The organism is Robiginitalea marina, from assembly GCF_024006985.1.
GTDB lineage: Bacteria > Bacteroidota > Bacteroidia > Flavobacteriales > Flavobacteriaceae > Robiginitalea > Robiginitalea marina.
On sequence record NZ_JAMXIB010000003.1, the window covers coordinates 180653 to 199470 of the forward strand.

The 18818-nt window shown below is 57.2% G+C and carries 16 protein-coding genes; 10 read left to right on the forward strand and 6 right to left on the reverse strand.

Annotated features, from left to right (window positions below):
* Positions 1-83: 83 nt before the first annotated feature.
* Entirely contained in the window at positions 84-3218 is a 3135-nt protein-coding gene (locus NG653_RS05465) for a WD40/YVTN/BNR-like repeat-containing protein (protein WP_252740670.1), read from the reverse strand.
* Between the two features lie 205 nt (positions 3219-3423).
* Here NG653_RS05465 and NG653_RS05470 point away from each other — a divergent pair, with 205 nt between their 5' ends.
* The 4 genes from NG653_RS05470 to NG653_RS05485 all read left to right on the forward strand — a co-directional run bounded on the left by NG653_RS05470 (position 3424) and on the right by NG653_RS05485 (position 6656).
* On the forward strand, positions 3424-4434 hold the full coding sequence (locus NG653_RS05470) for an Ig-like domain-containing protein (protein ID WP_252740671.1): 1011 nt from the start codon (positions 3424-3426) through the stop codon (positions 4432-4434).
* Between the two features lie 138 nt (positions 4435-4572).
* Positions 4573-5046: a RidA family protein gene (locus NG653_RS05475; RefSeq protein WP_252740672.1), complete on the forward strand. Its 474-nt coding sequence runs from the start codon at positions 4573-4575 to the stop codon at positions 5044-5046.
* 24 nt (positions 5047-5070) lie between these two features.
* Positions 5071-5427, forward strand: coding sequence for a hypothetical protein (locus tag NG653_RS05480; RefSeq protein WP_252740673.1), 357 nt, complete (start codon positions 5071-5073; stop codon positions 5425-5427).
* A 116-nt stretch (positions 5428-5543) separates the two neighbouring features.
* Positions 5544-6656: a DmpA family aminopeptidase gene (locus NG653_RS05485; protein WP_252740674.1), complete on the forward strand. Its 1113-nt coding sequence runs from the start codon at positions 5544-5546 to the stop codon at positions 6654-6656.
* Here the strand turns inward: NG653_RS05485 and NG653_RS05490 are convergent.
* The 3 genes from NG653_RS05490 to hemH all read right to left on the reverse strand — a co-directional run bounded on the left by NG653_RS05490 (position 6646) and on the right by hemH (position 11134).
* Positions 6646-8043 (reverse strand): MATE family efflux transporter, encoded by a 1398-nt coding sequence (locus NG653_RS05490; RefSeq protein WP_252740675.1) that lies wholly within the window; start codon positions 8041-8043, stop codon positions 6646-6648. The genes NG653_RS05485 and NG653_RS05490 overlap by 11 nt on opposite strands.
* A 78-nt stretch (positions 8044-8121) precedes the next feature.
* The gene (gene ggt, locus NG653_RS05495) at positions 8122-9816 is read right to left on the reverse strand and encodes a gamma-glutamyltransferase (protein ID WP_252740676.1); all 1695 of its coding nucleotides are present in this window, start codon (positions 9814-9816) and stop codon (positions 8122-8124) included.
* A gap of 286 nt (positions 9817-10102) precedes the next feature.
* Positions 10103-11134, reverse strand: coding sequence for a ferrochelatase (gene hemH / locus NG653_RS05500; RefSeq protein ID WP_252740677.1), 1032 nt, complete (start codon positions 11132-11134; stop codon positions 10103-10105).
* A gap of 185 nt (positions 11135-11319) precedes the next feature.
* Here hemH and NG653_RS05505 point away from each other — a divergent pair, with 185 nt between their 5' ends.
* From NG653_RS05505 to NG653_RS05515, 3 genes are read left to right on the forward strand one after another with little or no spacing between them, the layout of a single operon-like run.
* Positions 11320-12387 carry a mechanosensitive ion channel family protein gene (locus tag NG653_RS05505; protein WP_252740678.1) on the forward strand — a complete coding sequence of 356 codons (1068 nt, stop codon included), beginning with the start codon at positions 11320-11322 and terminating at the stop codon, positions 12385-12387.
* A 40-nt stretch (positions 12388-12427) separates the two neighbouring features.
* Positions 12428-13282, forward strand: coding sequence for an N-acetylmuramoyl-L-alanine amidase-like domain-containing protein (locus tag NG653_RS05510; protein ID WP_252740679.1), 855 nt, complete (start codon positions 12428-12430; stop codon positions 13280-13282).
* A 12-nt stretch (positions 13283-13294) separates the two neighbouring features.
* On the forward strand, positions 13295-14086 hold the full coding sequence (locus tag NG653_RS05515) for a sulfite exporter TauE/SafE family protein (RefSeq protein ID WP_252740680.1): 792 nt from the start codon (positions 13295-13297) through the stop codon (positions 14084-14086).
* Here the strand turns inward: NG653_RS05515 and NG653_RS05520 are convergent, their stop codons facing one another.
* Together NG653_RS05520 and NG653_RS05525 are read right to left on the reverse strand one after the other, a co-directional pair.
* Positions 14087-14845, reverse strand: a complete 759-nt coding sequence (locus NG653_RS05520) for a ThuA domain-containing protein (RefSeq protein ID WP_252740681.1) — start codon at positions 14843-14845, stop codon at positions 14087-14089.
* Between the two features lie 48 nt (positions 14846-14893).
* Positions 14894-15796 (reverse strand): helix-turn-helix domain-containing protein, encoded by a 903-nt coding sequence (locus NG653_RS05525; protein WP_252740682.1) that lies wholly within the window; start codon positions 15794-15796, stop codon positions 14894-14896.
* A 185-nt stretch (positions 15797-15981) separates the two neighbouring features.
* On the opposite strand from NG653_RS05525, the gene hemA reads away from it, so the two are divergent.
* The 3 genes from hemA to NG653_RS05540 are packed head-to-tail and all read left to right on the forward strand — an operon-like array spanning position 15982 to position 18811.
* On the forward strand, positions 15982-17238 hold the full coding sequence (hemA, locus tag NG653_RS05530; protein ID WP_252740683.1) for a glutamyl-tRNA reductase: 1257 nt from the start codon (positions 15982-15984) through the stop codon (positions 17236-17238).
* Positions 17235-18149, forward strand: a complete 915-nt coding sequence (gene hemC, locus NG653_RS05535) for a hydroxymethylbilane synthase (RefSeq protein ID WP_252740684.1) — start codon at positions 17235-17237, stop codon at positions 18147-18149. Before hemA ends, hemC begins: the two co-directional genes overlap by 4 nt.
* Positions 18146-18811, forward strand: a complete 666-nt coding sequence (locus NG653_RS05540) for a uroporphyrinogen-III synthase (RefSeq protein WP_252740685.1) — start codon at positions 18146-18148, stop codon at positions 18809-18811. The genes hemC and NG653_RS05540 overlap by 4 nt, the downstream gene beginning before the upstream one ends.
* Positions 18812-18818: the final 7 nt, after the last annotated feature.

An 18818-nucleotide genomic window follows, 5' to 3' on the forward strand; every position in this document is an offset into this window, starting at 1 on the left:
CACCCGTGCCTGCGGCAGGGTTCGGGATGAACATAAAAAAACCCCGGGGACTCCCGGGGTTTTTTTCGTGATGCCATAAGGGATTATTCCTCCACAAACAGGTAATTCAGGTTGAGGTCGTTGAAGGCCTTGTTGAAGGCCGTAATCTCCTCATCCACCATTTTGTCGAAGGCCTGCAGCTGGGTCCTGATTTCCGCGCTGAGTTCATTTTTAACCGCGATGTCCTGGGCCGTGGGCGGGAAATCATCCAGGTTCACCAGGCTGTTCAGGTGCGCCAGCTTGTTGGTCAGGCGGATGGGGAAGTTCAGCGGGTCCTGGCCGCTGCGGTTTTGGGTCTGGTACAGGGCCTTTTCGATGTCCCCAAACCCTTCCTTCATCGTTTTGGCCCGCTCCACCAGGGCTTTGGTGGCTTCATTGCCCTTGTATTGCGCCATGAAGGCATCCAGTTGCCCGTTGATCTTGCGGATTTTCTTGATCGACTGGTGCGCGCGGTCCACCGTGGAATTCACGTCTGTGATGAAATCGTGCTGCTGCTGCATTTCCGCCACGGAGGCTTCCGCCCGCGGGTCCGGAACGATGGTAAAGGGCTGGCTCTGGGTGGTGCCAGCGGCGCTCAGGTGTACTTTATAAGTCCCCGGAACGGCTTTGGCCCCGCTGAGGTTGGCCCACCAGAGGATCATCCCTTCCAGGCGCTCGGCCCCTTTGCCGCGGGTATCCCACACGTGGGTGTTCCCGCCTTTCTTTACCTCCAGCTTTTTCTCAGGCTCTTTGGCGTAGGTGCTGAAGGAGGCGAGGGTATCCCCGGCCATGGTGGTATAGGTCAGGGCCACGCTGTCCTTCTCCCCAAAATCTTTCAGGTAGAAGTGGGTCACCACCCCGTTCGGGTGGTTCTGCCCTTCGGTAAGGGAAGGCGTGCGGGCCGCGCCCCCTTTGGTGCGGTAGGCATCCTTGGGCCTGAACAGGATGGCGTCGGCATTTCGGGTGTCCTCATCCAGCTGGTGCAGCACAGTCAGGTCGTCCAGGATCCACAGGCTCCGGCCCTGGGTGGCCACGATCAGGTTGTTGTCCTTCACGGCCAGGTCCGTGATGGGGACGATGGGGAGGTTCATCTGGAAGGGTTTCCAGCTTTGCCCGTCGTCGAAGGAAATGTACATCCCGGTTTCCGTACCGGCATACAGCAGGCCTTTGCGCTTCGAATCTTCCCTTACTACGCGGGTAAAGTGTTCCCCATCGATGCCATTGGTGATTTTGGCCCAGGTTTTCCCGTAGTCGGTGGTCTTGTACAGGTAAGGCTGGAAATCCCCCAGTTTGTAGCGGGTGGCCGCCACATAGCACGTGCCCTCGTCAAAGGCGGAGGGCTCCACGCTGTTGACCATGCTCCACTCGGGCATACCTGCCGGGGTGACGTTTTCCCAGGTCTGCCCCCCATCCCGGGTCAGGTGGATGAGCCCGTCATCGGACCCGACCCACATCAGGCCTTCCTTCAGTGGGCTTTCGTTGGCTGCGAAAATGGTGCAGTAGTACTCCACCCCGGTGTTGTCCTGGGTAATCGGCCCCCCGCTGGAAACCAGTTTGTCGGGGTCGTTGCGGGTGAGGTCGGGGCTGAGCAGTTCCCAGCTCTGGCCTTCATCAGTGCTCAGGTGCACGTGGTTGGAGAAGGTGTAGAGTTTCTTCGGGTCGTGGCGGCTGAAAATAATGGGGAAGTTCCACTGGAAGCGGTATTTCATCCCCTCGGCCCCGTATCCCATGGGGTTGTCGGGCCAGACATTCACGGCCCGCACCGTCCTGGCATCGTGGTTTACCCGGGTGAGGAAGCCCCCGTAGCTGCCCCCGTATACGATATCGTCGTTCTCAGGGTCCACCGCGATATGGGCGCTTTCCCCCCCGGCAGTTTCCTCCCAGTCGTCCTCGCCGATGCCGTACCCGTCGGAACGGTGGCGGATGCGGATGGTGGAGTTGTCCTGCTGGGCAGCGTAAATCCGGTAGGGGAAGGCATTGTCGGTGGTTACCCTGTAGAACTGGGCCGTAGGCTGGTTGTAGTAGGTGCTCCAGGTGGTGCCGGCGTCATAGGAGACCTGCGCGCCCCCATCGTCGCCGATGATCATGCGGTTCGGGTCCTCAGGGGCGATCCATAGGTCGTGGTGGTCGCCGTGTGGGGCGTTGAAGGTGTTGAAGGTCTTCCCGCCATCCGTGGACCGGTGGTATTGCACATTCAGCACATACACGGTGTTTTCGTCATGGGTGTCGGCGTAGACCCGGGTATAGTACCAGGCCCGCTGGCGGAGTTTGCGTTCGCTGTTTACCTGGGTCCATTTCCCGCCCCCGTCTTCGGAGCGATAGAGCCCTCCTTTTTCTTTGTTTTCCACAATCGCCCAGACCCGTTGGGGGTTTGCAGGCGATACCGTTACCCCGATAATCCCCAGGGTATCGGTCGGGAAGCCTTCGTTTTTGGAAATCTCGCTCCAGGTTTCCCCGCTATCGGTCGATTTCCAGAGCGCGGAACCTTCCCCCCCGCTGCTCAGGGAGTGGGGGGTGCGCTGCACCCTCCAGGTACTGGCATAGAGGATGCGCGGGTTGGTGGGGTCAAAGGTCAGGTCCACGGCCCCGGCCTGCTCGTTGACGAACAGGACCTGCCGCCAGGTTTTCCCCCCGTCGGTGGTTTTGTAGATGCCCCGGTCAGGGGTGGGCTTGTAGATGTCGCCCAGCACGGCGGCAAAGACCACATCCGGGTTGTCGGGATGTACCCGAAGCCTTGGGATATGCCGGCTTTTGTCGAGCCCTGCTTCGGTCCAGGTCTTCCCGGCATCGACGCTTTTCCAGGCCCCATACCCGGAGGATACATTCCCCCGGACGGTTTTTTCACCCCCGCCCACGTAAATGACATTGGGGTCGCTTTGGGCCACTTCCACAGCGCCTATGCTCCCCCCAAAGTACCCGTCGGAAATGTTTTCCCAGGTGCGGCCCCCGTCCATGGTGCGCCAAACCCCGCCTCCCGTAGCCCCGAAATAGAAAAGGTTGGGCTTGCCGGGTACCCCGGTTACCGCTGCGGAACGGCCGCCCCGGAAGGGGCCGATCAGCCGGTATTCCATGGAGGAATACAGGTTTTCGGGATAGGAGTTGTCACTTGAGGTTTTCTTTCTTTTCTGGGCGTGTGCCGCAAAGGGGAGGAGCGATAGGGCCAGCATGAACAGCACTGCCCTCAGGATCGAATTTCTCATGGTAAATCGGAATGAATTAGTCAGCCGATGAAAATACTAAAACTTTCAGGAATTTCATTTCCCGACAGCGGAGATTATGCGAAATGGCCCATGCGGGAGCAACCCCGGCGGGCTTTTCGGAGGCCATCACCGGCCATACACCACCGGATCAGCGGGTTTGACAACAAAAATTGGCATAGCCCTGCTGGCGTGGTAATTTTGGGGTATGATCCAACCGCGCAGACACCTAATTTCACTGGGCCAGGGCTTGCTCATGCTGCTCCTTTTTTCGGGGGCGACGGAGGGATTCAGCCAGAAATCACCCCCGGTAGCGGCCGATGACACCTATGTCGCCGGGCTGAATGCGGCACTCATGGTTGGTGCCGCCACAGGGCTACTCGCCAACGACACAGACCCGAACGGCCCCGGGCTTCTGGTCGATACCAATCCGGTAATGGGCCCTTCCAACGGGACCCTCAGCCTGAATGCCGACGGGAGCTTTACCTATACCCCCAATCCCGGGTTCAGCGGGGCAGACGCCTTTGCCTATAGGGTATGCGACGACGGCACGCCCTATGTGGCCGTTTCGCGGTTTGATTTTGATACCCCTGACCTTGGCCTTGCCACGATAGGCCCGAATGCCACCTCAGTAAATCCGATCGCCCTGCAATCGGGGTGCGGTATCCGCATCGGCAGCGGCTCAGGGGGCAGCACGGGTATCGATGTGGTGGTGCCGAATACCGGGGGCATTTTCAACTTTACCAGTTTTGTGGCCTCCTTTGAGTACCGCGACCAGGAGAGCGTTGCCGACCTCGTAACCGCGGGTAATTTCAGGATCTGGCACATCAGCGGCAACAACCTTGGGGTTGAAGTGAGGGTGATTGACGGAACCACGGGCCTGCCAGCCACGTATTCCCAAAACCTTGGGGCGTTCCTTTCGGGGAACAACCCGTATACCGTCGAATATGATGAGGTTTCCGGGACGGTCATTTACACGACCACGGGCGGCACCACCACCTTTAATGTGGCTCCCCCTTTTTCACCCCTTAATACGGCCCTGGCCGGCGACATAACACTAGGTCGGTTCATGGACAATTCCGGCTCGGGCCAACCTTCCCTCTGCAGCATGGAGTTGGTGGATTCCAGCAGGCTTTGCGATTCGGCCAGCGTTGCCCTTTCGATCCCTGCCCAGGTAATCACCAATCGAAGGATTACCTACCGGGTGAACCGGAACTGAACCGCCTTTGTCACTTAAAAAAGCTTTTCCCCGGATATCCGGGCAGGGCCCCGGTGCGCCTTGCAGCAGGGGTCAGAATCCAAAAATTAATGGTATCTTCTGAATCAAATTTTGTAGATCAAAAATTCAGGTTGTCCCATGAAAGCCCTATCCCTTATTCTCCTGTTGCTATTAGCACTGACCGGGTGCCAGCAGGCCCCGCCCCATTCGCTGGAAGCCCCCCGTAGCATCCCCGTTATTGAAAAAACCTACATCGACACCCACAATGGCTATTCCGAGGCGGTGGTAGTGCAGTCCGCAGGGATTAAAACGATCTATATTTCCGGGCAGGTGGGCGAAGGGGCTGACCTTGAAGCACAGATGCGTTCGGCCCTGGGCAAGCTGACAGACCTTTTGGCCGACCAGGGGGCCTCTATGGACGATGTGGTAAAAATGAACACCTATATCGTGGATTACGGACCCGAATCCCTGGAGGTTTTCCGGGGAGTCAGGAAGGAGTTGATGGGAGAGGCAGATATGCCCGCCAGTACCCTGGTCGGCGTTGCAGCCCTGGCCCTGCCGGAATGGTTGATCGAGATCGAAGCGGTTGCAGTGGTCCCGTCAGCTGAATAATCCCTTGCGAAAAAAGGAACCTCCTTGAAAAATCGAACAAAAAGGGAACGGGGGCTTCAGGCCGGGTTTATCCTGGGGGTCGTACTGATCCTTTTTGGCACCCTGGACCCGTTGGAAGGCAGCGTTCTGGTGCTGTTGGGGAGTATCCTGCTGGCTGTGGTGACTTACGGGTTCCGGGATCCGCAGCACAAGTGGTACCGGTTGGCGGCCGTCTTGATTTTTTTCGGGGTGTTGGCGCTCTGGATCCTTTCCGCTTACGGCGGTATTGGGGAGGGGGGCGACCTGGGCTACGGGTGGGCGGCATGGATCATCCCCTACCCGGTGGGGTGGCTGATTTTGATGGTTTTGTTCTACCTGCGGCTTTTTGTTCAAAAAAAATAAAGACTTTTTTGGGGGTACCCCCCCTCCCCCCACTGCCAAGATAACAGGCATCCCTGCAAAACCCTCTCAGATTCCGCCCCAAATTTTTCCTATCTTGGGGGAAGATGCCCGAGCCCATGCGTGTCAGTTACCTTTTTGTTTTAGTCAGCCTTATTTTCATGTCCGAAGCCCATAGCCAAAGTAAAAGAATCCGTGCATACGGGATCGAACTGGGGGTATTGCCGCCCGGACCCCTGAATGCCATTACCGACGTGCCCGGGGTTAAAGTGGGCCACACGACCCTGATTTTGGGCGATTCCGTCCGCACCGGGGTCACCGCTATCGTACCCCATCCCGGAAACCTGTTCCGGGAAAAGGTGCCGGCGGCGATCTATATCGGCAACGGTTTTGGAAAACTCGCCGGGTATAGCCAGGTGGAGGAACTGGGCACCGTCGAAACCCCCATCGTTCTCACCAATACCCTGAGCGTATCCGCAGCCATGGAAGGCCTCATCCGCTATACTCTGGACCAACCCGGGAATGAAACCGTGGGATCCGTAAATGCCCTGGTCGGGGAAACCAATGACGGGAGGTTGAACGATATCCGGGGGAGCCATGTGACGCCGGAGCACGTTTTGGAAGCCATCCACAAGGCCGCTCCGGGCCCGGTGGCCGAAGGCAATGTGGGTGCGGGCACCGGGACGGTGGCCTTTGGGTATAAAGGGGGGATTGGGACCTCGTCCCGAAGGGTCCCCGCGAAGGCCGGGGGCTATACGGTTGGGGTGCTGGTGCAGGCCAATTTCGGGGGTATCCTGACCCTGAACGGGATAAACCTTGCCAGGGCTTTGGACAAGGTCCCCGACAGTTACCGGGAAGACACGGACGGTTCCTGCATGATTGTAGTCCTGACTGATGCCCCGTTAGACGCCCGGAACCTCAAAAGACTGGCCAAACGGTGTATGTTGGGCCTGGCGCGTACCGGGGGCATTGCTTCCAATGGCAGCGGCGACTATGTGGTTGCTGTTTCCACTGCACCGGAAAACAGGGTGGCCCATACGCCCGATTCCATGTTGCTGAAAACCCTCACGCTCCATAATGATTACATGTCCCCGTTATTCCTCGCTGCGGCGGAAGCCACGGAAGAGGCTATCTGGAATGCCTTGTTTGCTGCGTCGACCATGGAGGGGAACGGGGGAGCGCGGGTGGAGGCACTCCCGGTGGAAACGGTATTGAAATGGGTCAGAGAGTAACCCCAAGGGCAGGGTCCAGGTCCCTTTTAATTTCCTTCCTCAGGTAGTATCCCGTAACCAGGGTAGACAGCACGTCGGCGATGGCAAAGCTGATCCAAACGCCTGTTTCCCCCCAAATAAGGGGTAGGATCAAAATCAGGGGGATAAAAAAGAACCCCTGCCGCGTCAGGGTAAGCAAGAGGGCGGGGATGGCTTTTCCAATGGCCTGGAAATAAGCGGCGCCAATCAGCTGCAAGGCGATAATCGGCGTGGCTGCAAAAACCCATCGCATGGCTGTAGGGGTATGGTCGAGCACATAGGCATTGGTGGCGAGCTCCCCGGCCGGAAGATCGGGCCGACTGCTCAGAAACAATCCGGCGATCTCACCCGGGAACACCATCAGGACCACGAACACCAGGGTGGCTACCAGCGCCGCGTATTTTATGGCGGTGTAAATCGATTCCTTTACCCGTCCGTAAAAGCGGGCCCCGTAATTGTACCCCGCAATGGGTAGGAATCCCTGTGTAACCCCGAAAACGGGGAACAGGGCGAACATCAGCATCCGCCCGATAATGGCGTATACGGCCACCATAGGTTCCCCGCCCAGGTCGAAGAGGATGTTGTTCATTAGCAGGTAGGTCACCGAGGTTACGGCCTGCCTCGCCAGGGTCACAAAGCCCAGGCCCCCGATTTCCTTCAACAGGTAGGCGCTTAATCCGAAATGGTGCCAGGTGATCTTCAATTCCGAATTCCGCGAAAGGAAAAACCAGGCGATGTAGCCGAAACAAAGCAAATATCCCCCCGTGGTTGCCCAGGCAGCCCCGTGCATGCCCCAATCCAGCACATAGATAAAGACATAGTCCATGACGAGGTTCCCCACGGAAGGGATGATCATGGCGATCATGGCAAAGCGGGGTTTGCCTTCCGCCCTGATGACGGTATTTCCCATCATGCAGAGCGCGAGAAAGGGGACTCCGTAGAGCACGACGGTGTAATATACCCGGGCAGGCTCAAAAATGGCCCCCCTCCCCCCAAAGGCGGGGATGAGGTCATCCACATAATAGAGCCCCAGCGCCACCATGGCGCAGGTGACCAGTACCGTAAGGGTAATTTGGTTCCCAAAGGTTTTCAGGGCTTTCTCCCTGTTTTCTGCCCCAAGGGCCCTGGAAATAATGCTGCTCCCGCCGATCCCGATGGCCATCCCCAGGGCAGCGATAAAAAACGACACCGGGAGCACCACATTGATAGCGGCAATAGCGATGGAGCCTATCCAGTTGCCTACAAAGACGGTGTCCACAAGGATGTTCAGGCTCATCACCAGGATACCTATGGAGGCCGGGACGGCCTGTTGGACCAGCAGTTTGCCAATGGGTTGGGTGCCGAGTTGTTCTGAGCGGACTCTGGACATTTATCGATTGGGATGGGTTACAAAGCTAGGGTATCCGCCGACGCCACAAAATAACATGGGGGGTTAAATTATTCCTGATCAGTACCCGGCGGCCTGTCCGTCTTTACGGCTTTCAGAGGCCCCATGGTAGACCTTTTGGGCTGAATCCCACAGAATGGCCTGGTACCCCCCGTAGACCCCCCGGGCAAACCGTACCTGGTGCCCGCGGTCCATCAGGTCCCTTACCGTTTCATAAGGGATCCCGGATTCAATGCGTATGGCCCCGGTGCCCCCGGTTTCCCCGGTCGGGCTCGATCCCCCGGTATGGTCCCAGCGGGGGGCATCTCCGGCTTCCTGCAGGTTCATCCCGAAATCGATCAGGTTCATCACGATCTGGGAATGCCCCTGCGGCTGGAAATCCCCGCCCATCACCCCAAAGCTCACCCAGGGCTTCCCGTCGCGGGTGATAAAAGCCGGGATAATGGTGTGGAAAGGGCGCTTCCCAGGGGCAAAGGTGTTTGCCTGCCCCTCTTTGAGGCTGAACAACTCGCCCCGGTCCTGCAGCATGAAGCCAAGGCCAGGGGGGACCATCCCTGAGCCCATGCCACGATAATTGCTCTGGATCAGGGAGACCATATTGCCAAACCGGTCAGCGGTGGTCATGTAGATGGTTTCCCCGGCACTGATTTCCCCGGCCTCATACTTTCCGGCCCTTTCCGAGATCAGGGACCGGCGGCTTTCGGCATAGGCATCGGACAGGAGGGTTTCCACCGGTACGTCGGCAAAATCGGGGTCTGCGTAATATTTGGCCCGGTCTTCGAAGGCCAGTTTTTTGGCTTCCGTAAACAGATGCAGGTGCTGGGGACTGCCGAATGGAATATTGGAAAAATCAAAACCCTCCAGGATTTGCAGCATCTGCAGGGCCGCAATTCCCTGCCCGTTGGGGGGCAATTCCCAAACATCGTACCCCCTGTAATTTACTGAAACCGGGGTCACCCATTCTGCGGTATGGGTGGCAAGGTCCTCCACGGAAAGAAAGCCCCCCTGGGATTGGATGAAATCTGCCATGGTTTTGGCGATCGCACCGTTGTAGAAGGCATCGCGCCCGCCCCGGGCAATGGCGCGATAGGTGTTGGCCAGGAATGGGTTCCGGTAGATTTCTCCTTCGCCCGGGAGCCGGCCCCCATTTTGGGCGATATACGTTTCCCGGATGTTCGGAAAGCCCTGGCGCTCGAAAAAAGGAATGGAATTCCCCATATACCAGGCGATGAGTTGTGTGAGTGGAAACCCCTTTTCCGCATAGGTGATGGCCGGCTCCAAAAGGTCTGCCATGGGGAGGGTCCCGAATTTTTCGTGCAGGGCAAACCAGCCGCTTACCGCCCCGGGGACGCTTACCGGCAGCGGCCCGTGTGACGGGATTTTCTCCAGGCCTTCCTTCCTGAAATAATCGAGCGACAGGGCTTTGGGCGACCGGCCACTGGCATTCAGGCCATAAAGCTTTTGTGTTTTTGAATCCCAGACTATGGCAAAAAGATCGCCCCCAATCCCAGATCCCGTGGGTTCCATGAGGCCAAGGGCCGCATTGGCGGCAATGGCGGCATCTACGGCCGTTCCCCCTTTCTTCAGGATATCCAGCCCCACCTGCGTGGCCAGGGGGTGGCTGGTAGCGACCATCCCGTTTTGGGCAAGTACAGGAGAACGGGAGGCCTTAAGGTTTCCGGTGATTCGGTCCTGGGCGGATAGCAGGGAAAACCCGGCTATAAACAGCAAGCAGATTGCGGGAACGTGTTTCATGGGAGTAAGTAATTGTGTACCGTTTAAAGGTAAAGAATTCAGGGCAGAACCCGGAATTGTATCACCGGGTCGGCAGGGAGGTCCGGGGGGGAGGGGGCTTCTGAGGATTTTTCAGATTGCATAAGGCGGTTGGGGCACCCCCGCCCCCCCAAATCCAAATTACCCAAGAAGGCTGAAAAAACCTTTCAGGCCATTGGAAATTTAAGGGTTCGATTTTCCGGGTACCGGCACAGGAACCACGGCAATCCAACTAGTTTGTCGCCTGAAGGTTCGACGCATTTCGGGTTCAGGCCGGCAGTGCCCCGGTGGAGGCCCATTCCCCGATCCATTTCCCCATCAGGGCCACCCATTCGCCCCGGTCGTTCAGGCAGGGGATATGCCGGTACTCTTTTCCGCCGGCTTCCAGGAACTCCTCTTCGCCTTCCATGGCAATTTCCTCCAGGGTTTCCAGGCAATCGCTTACAAAAGCCGGGGTAATTACCGCCAACCGGGCCTTGCCTTCTTTGGCCAGGCGTTCGAATTCATAGTCGGTATACGGTTTTAGCCACGGATCGCCGGCCAGTCGGCTCTGGAAGGAGGAACTCACCTTGTCCTCCGGCAAATCAAGGGCCTGTTTCACCAGTTCCGTGGTATCGTAGCACTGGTGGCGATAGCAGGTATAATGGGCCACGGAGTTGGTCTGGCAGCATTGGCCGTCAATTTTGCAGTGGAAGCGGGTCGGGTCCGATTTGCGGATATGCCTTTCCGGGATGCCATGGTAGGAGAACAGCACATGGTCGTAGTCAAATCCTTTAAGGCCTTCGGCAATAGCGCCCGCAAGCACCCTGATGTAGTCCTTGTTGCTGTAAAAGGCCGGCATGGTGGTTACGTGCATGTGCGGAAATTTCGCTGCCTGCACCTCCAGGGCCTTGACCACCACGGTTTCATAGGAACTCATGGCATAGTGCGGGTAAAGGGGCACCAGCAACACCTCATCCACCCCCTTTTCATTTAATTCGTTCAACCCCTCTTCGATGGATCCCGACCCGTACCGCATCCCCAGCGCCACAGGGAGCCTGGTTTGTTCCCTTACTTTTTCCAGGAAGCGGTTGGAGATAACAATGAGGGGGGAACCCTCCTCCCACCAGATTTTCTGGTACGCTTTGGCTGAGCGTTTGGGGCGGGTTTGCAGAATGATCCCCCTTACCAGGATGTTCCTAAGCCACTTGGGGGCATCGATAACCCTTTCATCCATCAGGAATTCATCGAGGTAAGGTTTTACATCTTTCGGGGTGGGGCTGTCCGGGGAGCCCAGGTTAACCAGTAATACACCTTTCATGGCAGGGGTTCTGTTTTTAGGATCAGGTTGTTTGAAGGTATGGCAAAAATACACGTTCATGGGCAAGAAAGCCATCGGGAACCTCACGGATTCCATTATAGGTCCATAAGAAAAACCAATTTCCGGCAGTTTCGGGGCCCCTAACTTTAGAAATTAGTACTTTAAAGGGGTAAAAAGGTTTCCCTATGGCAGACCAGCTTTTCCCTGATCCGACCCAGCGTTCGATTTTTTACCTCAGCCTGACCCTGCTTTTGATGATTGGCGCCTATATCGCCATCGGCGCCGTGTTGCGGCATTTTGGAAAACACCCTAAGTATTTATTGCCCTCAGACTCCATCCGAAAAGTGGCCTGGCCCCTGGTACTGGTGCTTTTTTCGCTTTTCCTCAGGATGGAATCGCTTCGCAACCTGCTCGGGATGGAATCCTTTGGGGTGTATTTCCGAAGGGCGAGTACCCTGCTTTTTATTGCTGCTTTTGCCTGGTTGATTATCAGGGCGCTGGGGATTGTGAAAAAGTTGTTGATCGCCCGGTACGACATCGATGGCGATGACAACCTGAGGGCCCGGATTGTCTTTACCCAGTTCAATATCCTGGAGCGAATCTTTGTGTTTATTGTTGTGGTCCTGGCTATCGGGGCGGCCCTTATGAGTTTTGATAGCATCCGCGAGGTGGGGGTGAGCATCTTCGCCTCTGCCGGGGTGGCCGGGATCATTGTAGGATTTTCGGCACAAAAACTCATTGCCACCATCCTGGCCGGGATCCAGGTGGCCATTACCCAGCCCATCCGCCTCGACGATGTGGTGGTCGTGGAAGGGGAATGGGGCCGGGTGGAGGAGATTACCCTTACCTTCGTGGTGGTCCGGATTTGGGACAAGCGCAGGCTGGTGCTGCCGACCACCTACTTTATAGAAAAGCCATTCCAGAACTGGACCAGATCTTCCACGGACCTGCTTGGAACGGTTTTTATCTATACCGATTATACGGTGCCTTTCGATGCCCTTAGGGAAGAGCTCCACCGCATTGTTGCCGCTGCCGACCAGTGGGACGGGGAGGTTGCCAATATCCAGGTCACCGATTCCAGGGCCGAATATGTCGAAATCAGGGCCACGGTAAGCGCCCCGGATTCTGGCAGGGCCTGGGAGCTACGGGTCCATGTCCGCGAGAAGCTCATTGCTTTCCTCCAGGAAAACTATCCCGAAAGTATAGCGCACCAAAGGATCCTGATCAATGGGGATGCGAAAGGTGCCCCTTAGTTCGCAGTTTCCGTTATTTTTACACAAACTGCCAAATGGTATGATTCGCCTGTTGCTCTTTACCTGCCTGCTCATTGGCGAAGGCCTTTGGGGACAGCCTCCGGCCGTCTCCTGCAGCCCTGATGACCGCCAGGCTTTCGATCGCCTGTTGCGTGACCTGCCGCCAAACAAAGGCTTCCCCGTGGGCCGGGCCACCGTAATGGCAGGGCAGGCGTTGCTGGGCACCCCATACACGGCCAATACCCTTGAAGTGTCGGAAGAGGAACCCCTGGTGGTCAATTTCTCGGGGCTGGACTGTACCACCTTTGTGGAGAATGCCCTGGTGTTGGGGCGTATGCAGGTCCTGGGGCAGACGGATTGGGAGGCTTACCTGCAGGCCCTGGAAGAGGTCCGGTACCGGGGCGGGGAAAGGGCGGGGTATGCCTCCCGCCTTCATTATTTCAGCGAATGGATCCACGACAATGCGCGCAAGGGACTTGTTGCAAACGTCACGGCTGACCTGGGGGGCGTGTTGGTTTCCAAAACGATTGATTTCATGGGCACCCACCGGGAGCGCTACCCTTTGCTTGCCCGGGAAGAAAGTTATGCCCAGATCCTGCAAATGGAAAAGGACCTCCGGGATATCCCGGTTTATGTACTGCCGGTAAATGAGATAGCTGCATGGGAACCGGACCTGACGGATGGGGATATCATTGCCCTGGCCACAGACATTCCCGGCCTGGATGTCACCCATACCGGAATAGCCCTGCGCCTTCCGGACGGCCGGATCCACTTGCTGCATGCCTCCACCCTGGGGCAGGTCATGATCACGGAGGAGCCCCTTGCTGCCTACCTGCAAAAAGTTCGCGGCCTTACGGGGATCATGGTCGCCCGTCCGCTGCAACCATTCCCTTAAACCCAGACCGGAATGGCGGAAACCACGTTTATCGCAGAACTGGTCGCGGGGGTAAACCCCTGGCACCTGGCAGCGCTCTTTTTGCTTGGGGTTATTGCCTTTGTGTTCTCAACCCTTGCAGGCGGGGGAGGGGCCCTGCTGATGCTTCCCGTATTGAATGCCTTCCTGGGGGCCGGGGCGACGGCCCCGGTGGCAAACCTGGGGAATTTCATCGGTCGCCCGGCCCGGTTGCTGTTGTACTGGAAGCACATCCAATGGAAATTATGCGCCTATTATGCGTTTCCGGCCATGGCAGGGGCCTGGGTCGGATCGTGGGTTTTCGGCACCATGCAACTCCCCTGGCTTCAACTGCTTATTGGGCTTTTCCTGGTCAGCGCCCTCTTCCAGTTCCGTTTCGGGCAAAGGGAACGCTCCTTTGAAATGCCCGCCCCCTGGTTTGCCCCGCTGGGCTTTGTTACGGCCATTCTGGGAACCCTGGTAGGGGCCATTGGGCCAGTGCTCAACCCGTTTTACCTGAATGCCGGCCTGCAGAAGGAATCCCTGATCGCAACCAAAACGGCAAACTCCTTCTTTACCGGCCTGGCACAGGTTGGGGCGTATACTTTTTTTGGGATCCTCTCCGGCCCATACTGGGCCTATGGCCTCGTCCTGGGCCTGGGGGCGGTGGTCGGAAATATCCTGGGCAAGCAGTTTCTCGGAAGGATTTCCTCCCAGGGGTTTCGATTGCTCCTGCTCCTGTTTATGGTGCTTTCCGGGCTGATGATCAGCTATGCCGCCCTGGGGCAACTCCTGGGACGCTCCTGATCAGGGCAACCCCAGGCAAAACCGGATGCCCCCCAGCAAGTGCTTTTGGAAATCCGGGTCGTCATATGCAGCCTCTGTGTGGCCCAAACCGGTGTAGAAGGACCTTCCCCCCTCGTATTCGCGGTACCAGGCTATGGGGTGGTCCTCCCCGTGGTTCCCTCCCTGGTAGCTGCTTTCATCGAGCCGGAGTACCACTTGCAACCCGGGTTGGATGTCCCTGAAATTGTACCATTCGTCAAAGTGTTCCCAGGAATCGCCCAGGTGCGCTGTGGACGGGTGGCCTGGGGGCACCACTTCCAAACGCGCCCGTTGTTGTTCCGGGTGGCTGTGGAACCAGGCCCCTACCAACCCGCCGTACCAGGGCCAGTCGTATTCCGTGTCCGTGGCTGCATGAATCCCCATGAAGGCCCCGCCTCCCCGGATAAACCCGCGGAAGGCTTCTTCCTGTTCCGGACCCAGGACGTCCCCTGTGGTGCTCAGGAAGATGACCAGCCCGTAACCGGAAAGATTCTTCGGATTAAACTGCAGGGAATCTTCGGTGTGGTCCAGGGAAAGGCCTGCGGTCCGGGCGAGATCCCTCAGGGTGGCTACCCCCTTTTCGATGGATTGGTGGCGGTACCCGTTGGTTTGGGAATATACCAGGATGCGCTTGTCGGTTTCGGCCACATGGTCCGTGTTTCCCCCTGACTGGGAGCAGGCTGCAGAAAGGCCGAAGAACAGCAAAATGGAGGCGGAAAAGAGGGATGGGAATAGCTTCATGGAGGGAGGTGTTGGGATCTTTCTTTTAAGGTTAGGAGTTTTCTGTATTCAGGACCGCTGACGGGCCAGCGACAGCGTATATTTTTTTGGGGTAGTATTGTATTTTTTCCGGAACGCGGCAATAAAGTGGCTTGCCGTGCTGTAACCTACTTTCAGCCCTACCTCATTCACGTTGTATTTCCCCGTTTCCAGCATTTTTCGGGCGGTTTCCATTTTGTAATCGAAAAGGAAACTGTACACGGAATCCCCATAGATTTGCCGGAAGCCTTCCTTGAGTTTTTTGAGGCTAAGGCCAATTTCATCGGCCAGTTCCTGCAGGCCCGGGGGTTCGGCCATCCGTTGGATAATGATTTCCTTGGCCAGCCGGATCCTCCGGATATTTTCCTCGTCGACCAGAAATGGACATTGTTCCGAATCCGATTCAGGGTTCCGGTTGAAATACAGGGAGAGCAACTCGTAAACCTTTGCCCGGGAATACAGGAGGCTGGCCGACGGATGGGTGTGCTCGTTCCAAAGCTGGCTCAAAACTACCGAGATCCCGGGGCTGGTCGGATACTGCTGGTAATACTTTTTATCGCGGTTTTCAGGACTCAGGAAGGGGATGTACGAGGCTTCGGCCGTGAACAGGGAATGGAATTTCCGGATGGTCATCAGGATGGAAACCAACCAGGTGTCGGGGCTGAGGTCGCACTGGATATCGAGGGGGGTCCTGGGGTTGTACAGCACCATGGACTGATCTCCCTGGATTTCCATGGTGTAGCGGCCCTGGTTGTACAAAAAGCGGGCCTGCCCTTTCAGGCAGAAATGCAACTGCAGGAACTGGCGTTCCGCAGTGCGCTCCACCCTTAAGGGCTGAGACCCGGGATTGGCGGCCTGTAGCATGAAGAACTCAGGTTCCAGTTCAAGTTCACAAAGCGCACTGCCAGCGACATTTTTTTCAGGGACTTCCATGGGATTTCCAGGCTTTTTATTTAGAACACTTCTAAACTGTTTGACGCAAAACGCCTGCTTTTTGGACAAAGTTACGGAATTTGACCCTTATTTGGACATTTCACCCAAACCGGTATAAATTGGACTTCCAGCGTTATTTTTAGCCGGGGATTCCTGTTATTTTTGCCGGTGTCCTAACGAGGTTCATGAAAAAGTATCATATTTCGAGACACCATCGATTCCTGGTCGTGGGCCTGAGCTTCCAAAAGGCGGATGCCGCCATGAGGGGGAAATTCGCTTTGGATGATGCAGCAGTCGACCGGTTAATGCTACAGGCGCGGAAGGAAGGCATCGATGGGTTGCTGGTCACCAGCACCTGCAACCGCACCGAACTTTATGGGTTTGCTTCTACCCCCGAACACCTGATCAGGCTTTTGTGCAAATACAGCAACGGTACCCCCGGGGATTTTGATCAGGTTGGCTATGTATTTCAGGACCAGGAAGCGATTTCCCACCTCTTTCGGGTAGGGTCGGGGCTGGACAGCCAGATCCTCGGGGACTTTGAAATCATCAGCCAACTCAAAAAGGCCTTCATCAAATCAAGGGAGCAACACCTGGCCAACGCGTTTCTCGAGCGCCTGTGCAACTCCGTCATCCAGGCCAGCAAGCGCATCAAGAACGAAACGGGGATTTCCTCCGGGGCCACCTCTGTGGCATTTGCCGCCGTCCAGTACCTCCTTGCCCGGGTACCTGAGATCAGCCAGCGCAAGATCCTCCTGCTGGGCACCGGAAAGATCGGCCGGAACACCTGCGAGAACCTCATCAAACATACCCGCAACCCCCACATCACCCTCATCAACCGCACCCGCGACAGGGCAGATGAAGTTGGCGGGAAATTCGACGTGAAGGTACGGCCCTACGAAGAACTGGAAGAAGCTATTGCGATGGCCGACATCCTGATTGTGGCCACCGGTGCCCCCCAACCGACCGTCCGCCCGGACATGATCCCCCCGGGATCGCCCAAATGGGTCATGGATTTGTCCATCCCCATGAATGTGGACCCCGAAATCGGGAACCAAGCCGGGATTACCCTGGTAAACCTCGACCAGCTATCCCGGATTACCGATGGCACCCTTGAAGCGCGGAAAAAGCATATCCCCCTGGCTGAATCCATCATTGAAGCGGTGCATTCGGAATTCAACCAGTGGCTGGAAACCCGGCGGTACGCCCCGGTGATCAGGGCGCTGAAGCAGAAACTCAAAACCATTCAGGAAGAGGAGCTGGATTTCCAGTCCCGCAAAATCGAGGGCTTCGATGCTTTCCAGGCCGGACAGGTTTCTGACCGTATCATTCACAAAATCACCCGGCAGTTTGCGAATCACCTGAAAGATTCGGAGATTGATCCCGAAGAAAGCCTGGAACTGATTCGCAAAGTTTTCCAGTTAGAAATAGAAACTCCATGAGCAAACGGCTCCGGATCGGAACCCGTGACAGTGAATTGGCGTTATGGCAGGCCCGCAGGGTCCAGTCCCTGCTTCAGGCGGGAGGGCAGGATGCGGAATTGATGCCGGTCAAATCCACGGGCGACCTCATCCTCGACAAACCCCTTTATGAACTGGGGATTACCGGGATTTTTACCAAGACCCTCGATGTGGCCCTGCTGCGCAAGGATATCGACCTTGCGGTGCATTCCATGAAGGATGTGCCCACGGCCCTTCCAAAGGGCATTGTGCAGGCAGCGGTCCTGAAGCGGGCCAACCCCCTCGATATCCTGGTCCACAAAGGCCTCGACTTCCTGAACGCGGAAGGGGTGGTGGCCACGGGGAGCCTGAGGCGCAAAGCCCAGTGGCTGCACCGGTACCCCCTGCATGAGATCGTCGATCTGAGGGGCAACGTCAATACCCGCATGCAGAAGTTGGCGGATCACGGTTGGGATGCCGCTATTTTCGCGGCAGCCGGCCTGGAGCGCATCGGGCTGCTCCCGGACCAGTTTTCGACCTTGCAGTGGATGTTGCCCGCCCCGGCCCAGGGCGCCATGATGGTGGTGGTCCGGGAGGGGGATACTCATGCCCTTGAAGCCCTTTCGGGGCTGAATGATCCGGAAACGGAACGGTGTACTGCCGTGGAGCGCGAATTCCTCCGGGAACTGGAGGGGGGTTGTACGGCCCCTATCGGCGCCCTCGCCGTGGAGGAACAGGGACGCATCCGGTTTCGGGGTGGCCTCTTCTCCCTCGATGGCGCCGACAAGGTCCTGGTGGAAAAGGATGCAAAGGCAGATGCCATCGCCGGGTTTGGTCGGCAATGTGCCAGGGAAATCCTGGACTCCGGCGGGGGGGCTATCCTGGCAGCGGTCAAAAAAAGCCTTTCCAGATGAAGTCCCTTCTCGCCACCAGAAAACTGGGAAGCGCACATCGCGAAATCCTCATGGCCGCCGGATGGCGGGTAACGGATTACGATGCCATTGCCATAACCCTGCTTCCCACCCCTTATGACCCAAAAGGGGATGCGGCGATTTTCAGCAGCAAGCACGCAGTGCTGGCGTGTTTCCCCGAGGACATGCCGGAAGCCCCGTCGGACAAGCCCTGCCTCTGCGTGGGGGAAACCACGGCGGCGTTGTTAGGCGAAAAAGGGGTCCGGGTGCTGGAAACAGCCCCCTCTGCCAGTGACCTTGCAACGCGCATCGAAAAGCGTTATCGCGATTGGTCCTTCACCTACTATTGCGGCAACCGAAGGCTCGATACCCTGCCGCAAGCCCTCGATTCCCTGGGCATTCCCTGGGAAGAGGTTGTGGTTTACAATACCGGGTCGGTTCACAGGGCCTTTGACCAGGCTTTTGACGGCCTCCTTTTTTTCAGCCCCAGCGGGGTGGAGAGCTATGCCCGCATGAACCCTTTCGGAAAGGCGGTGGCCTATTGTATCGGCCCCACCACAGCAGCAGCGGCAAGAAAATATACCGAACGTATTTTAATTTCAGAAACCCCGGATGTCGGGGCCGTGATTGCACTGGCCCTGAGTCAGAAGGACCCCGTAAAATAATATTGCA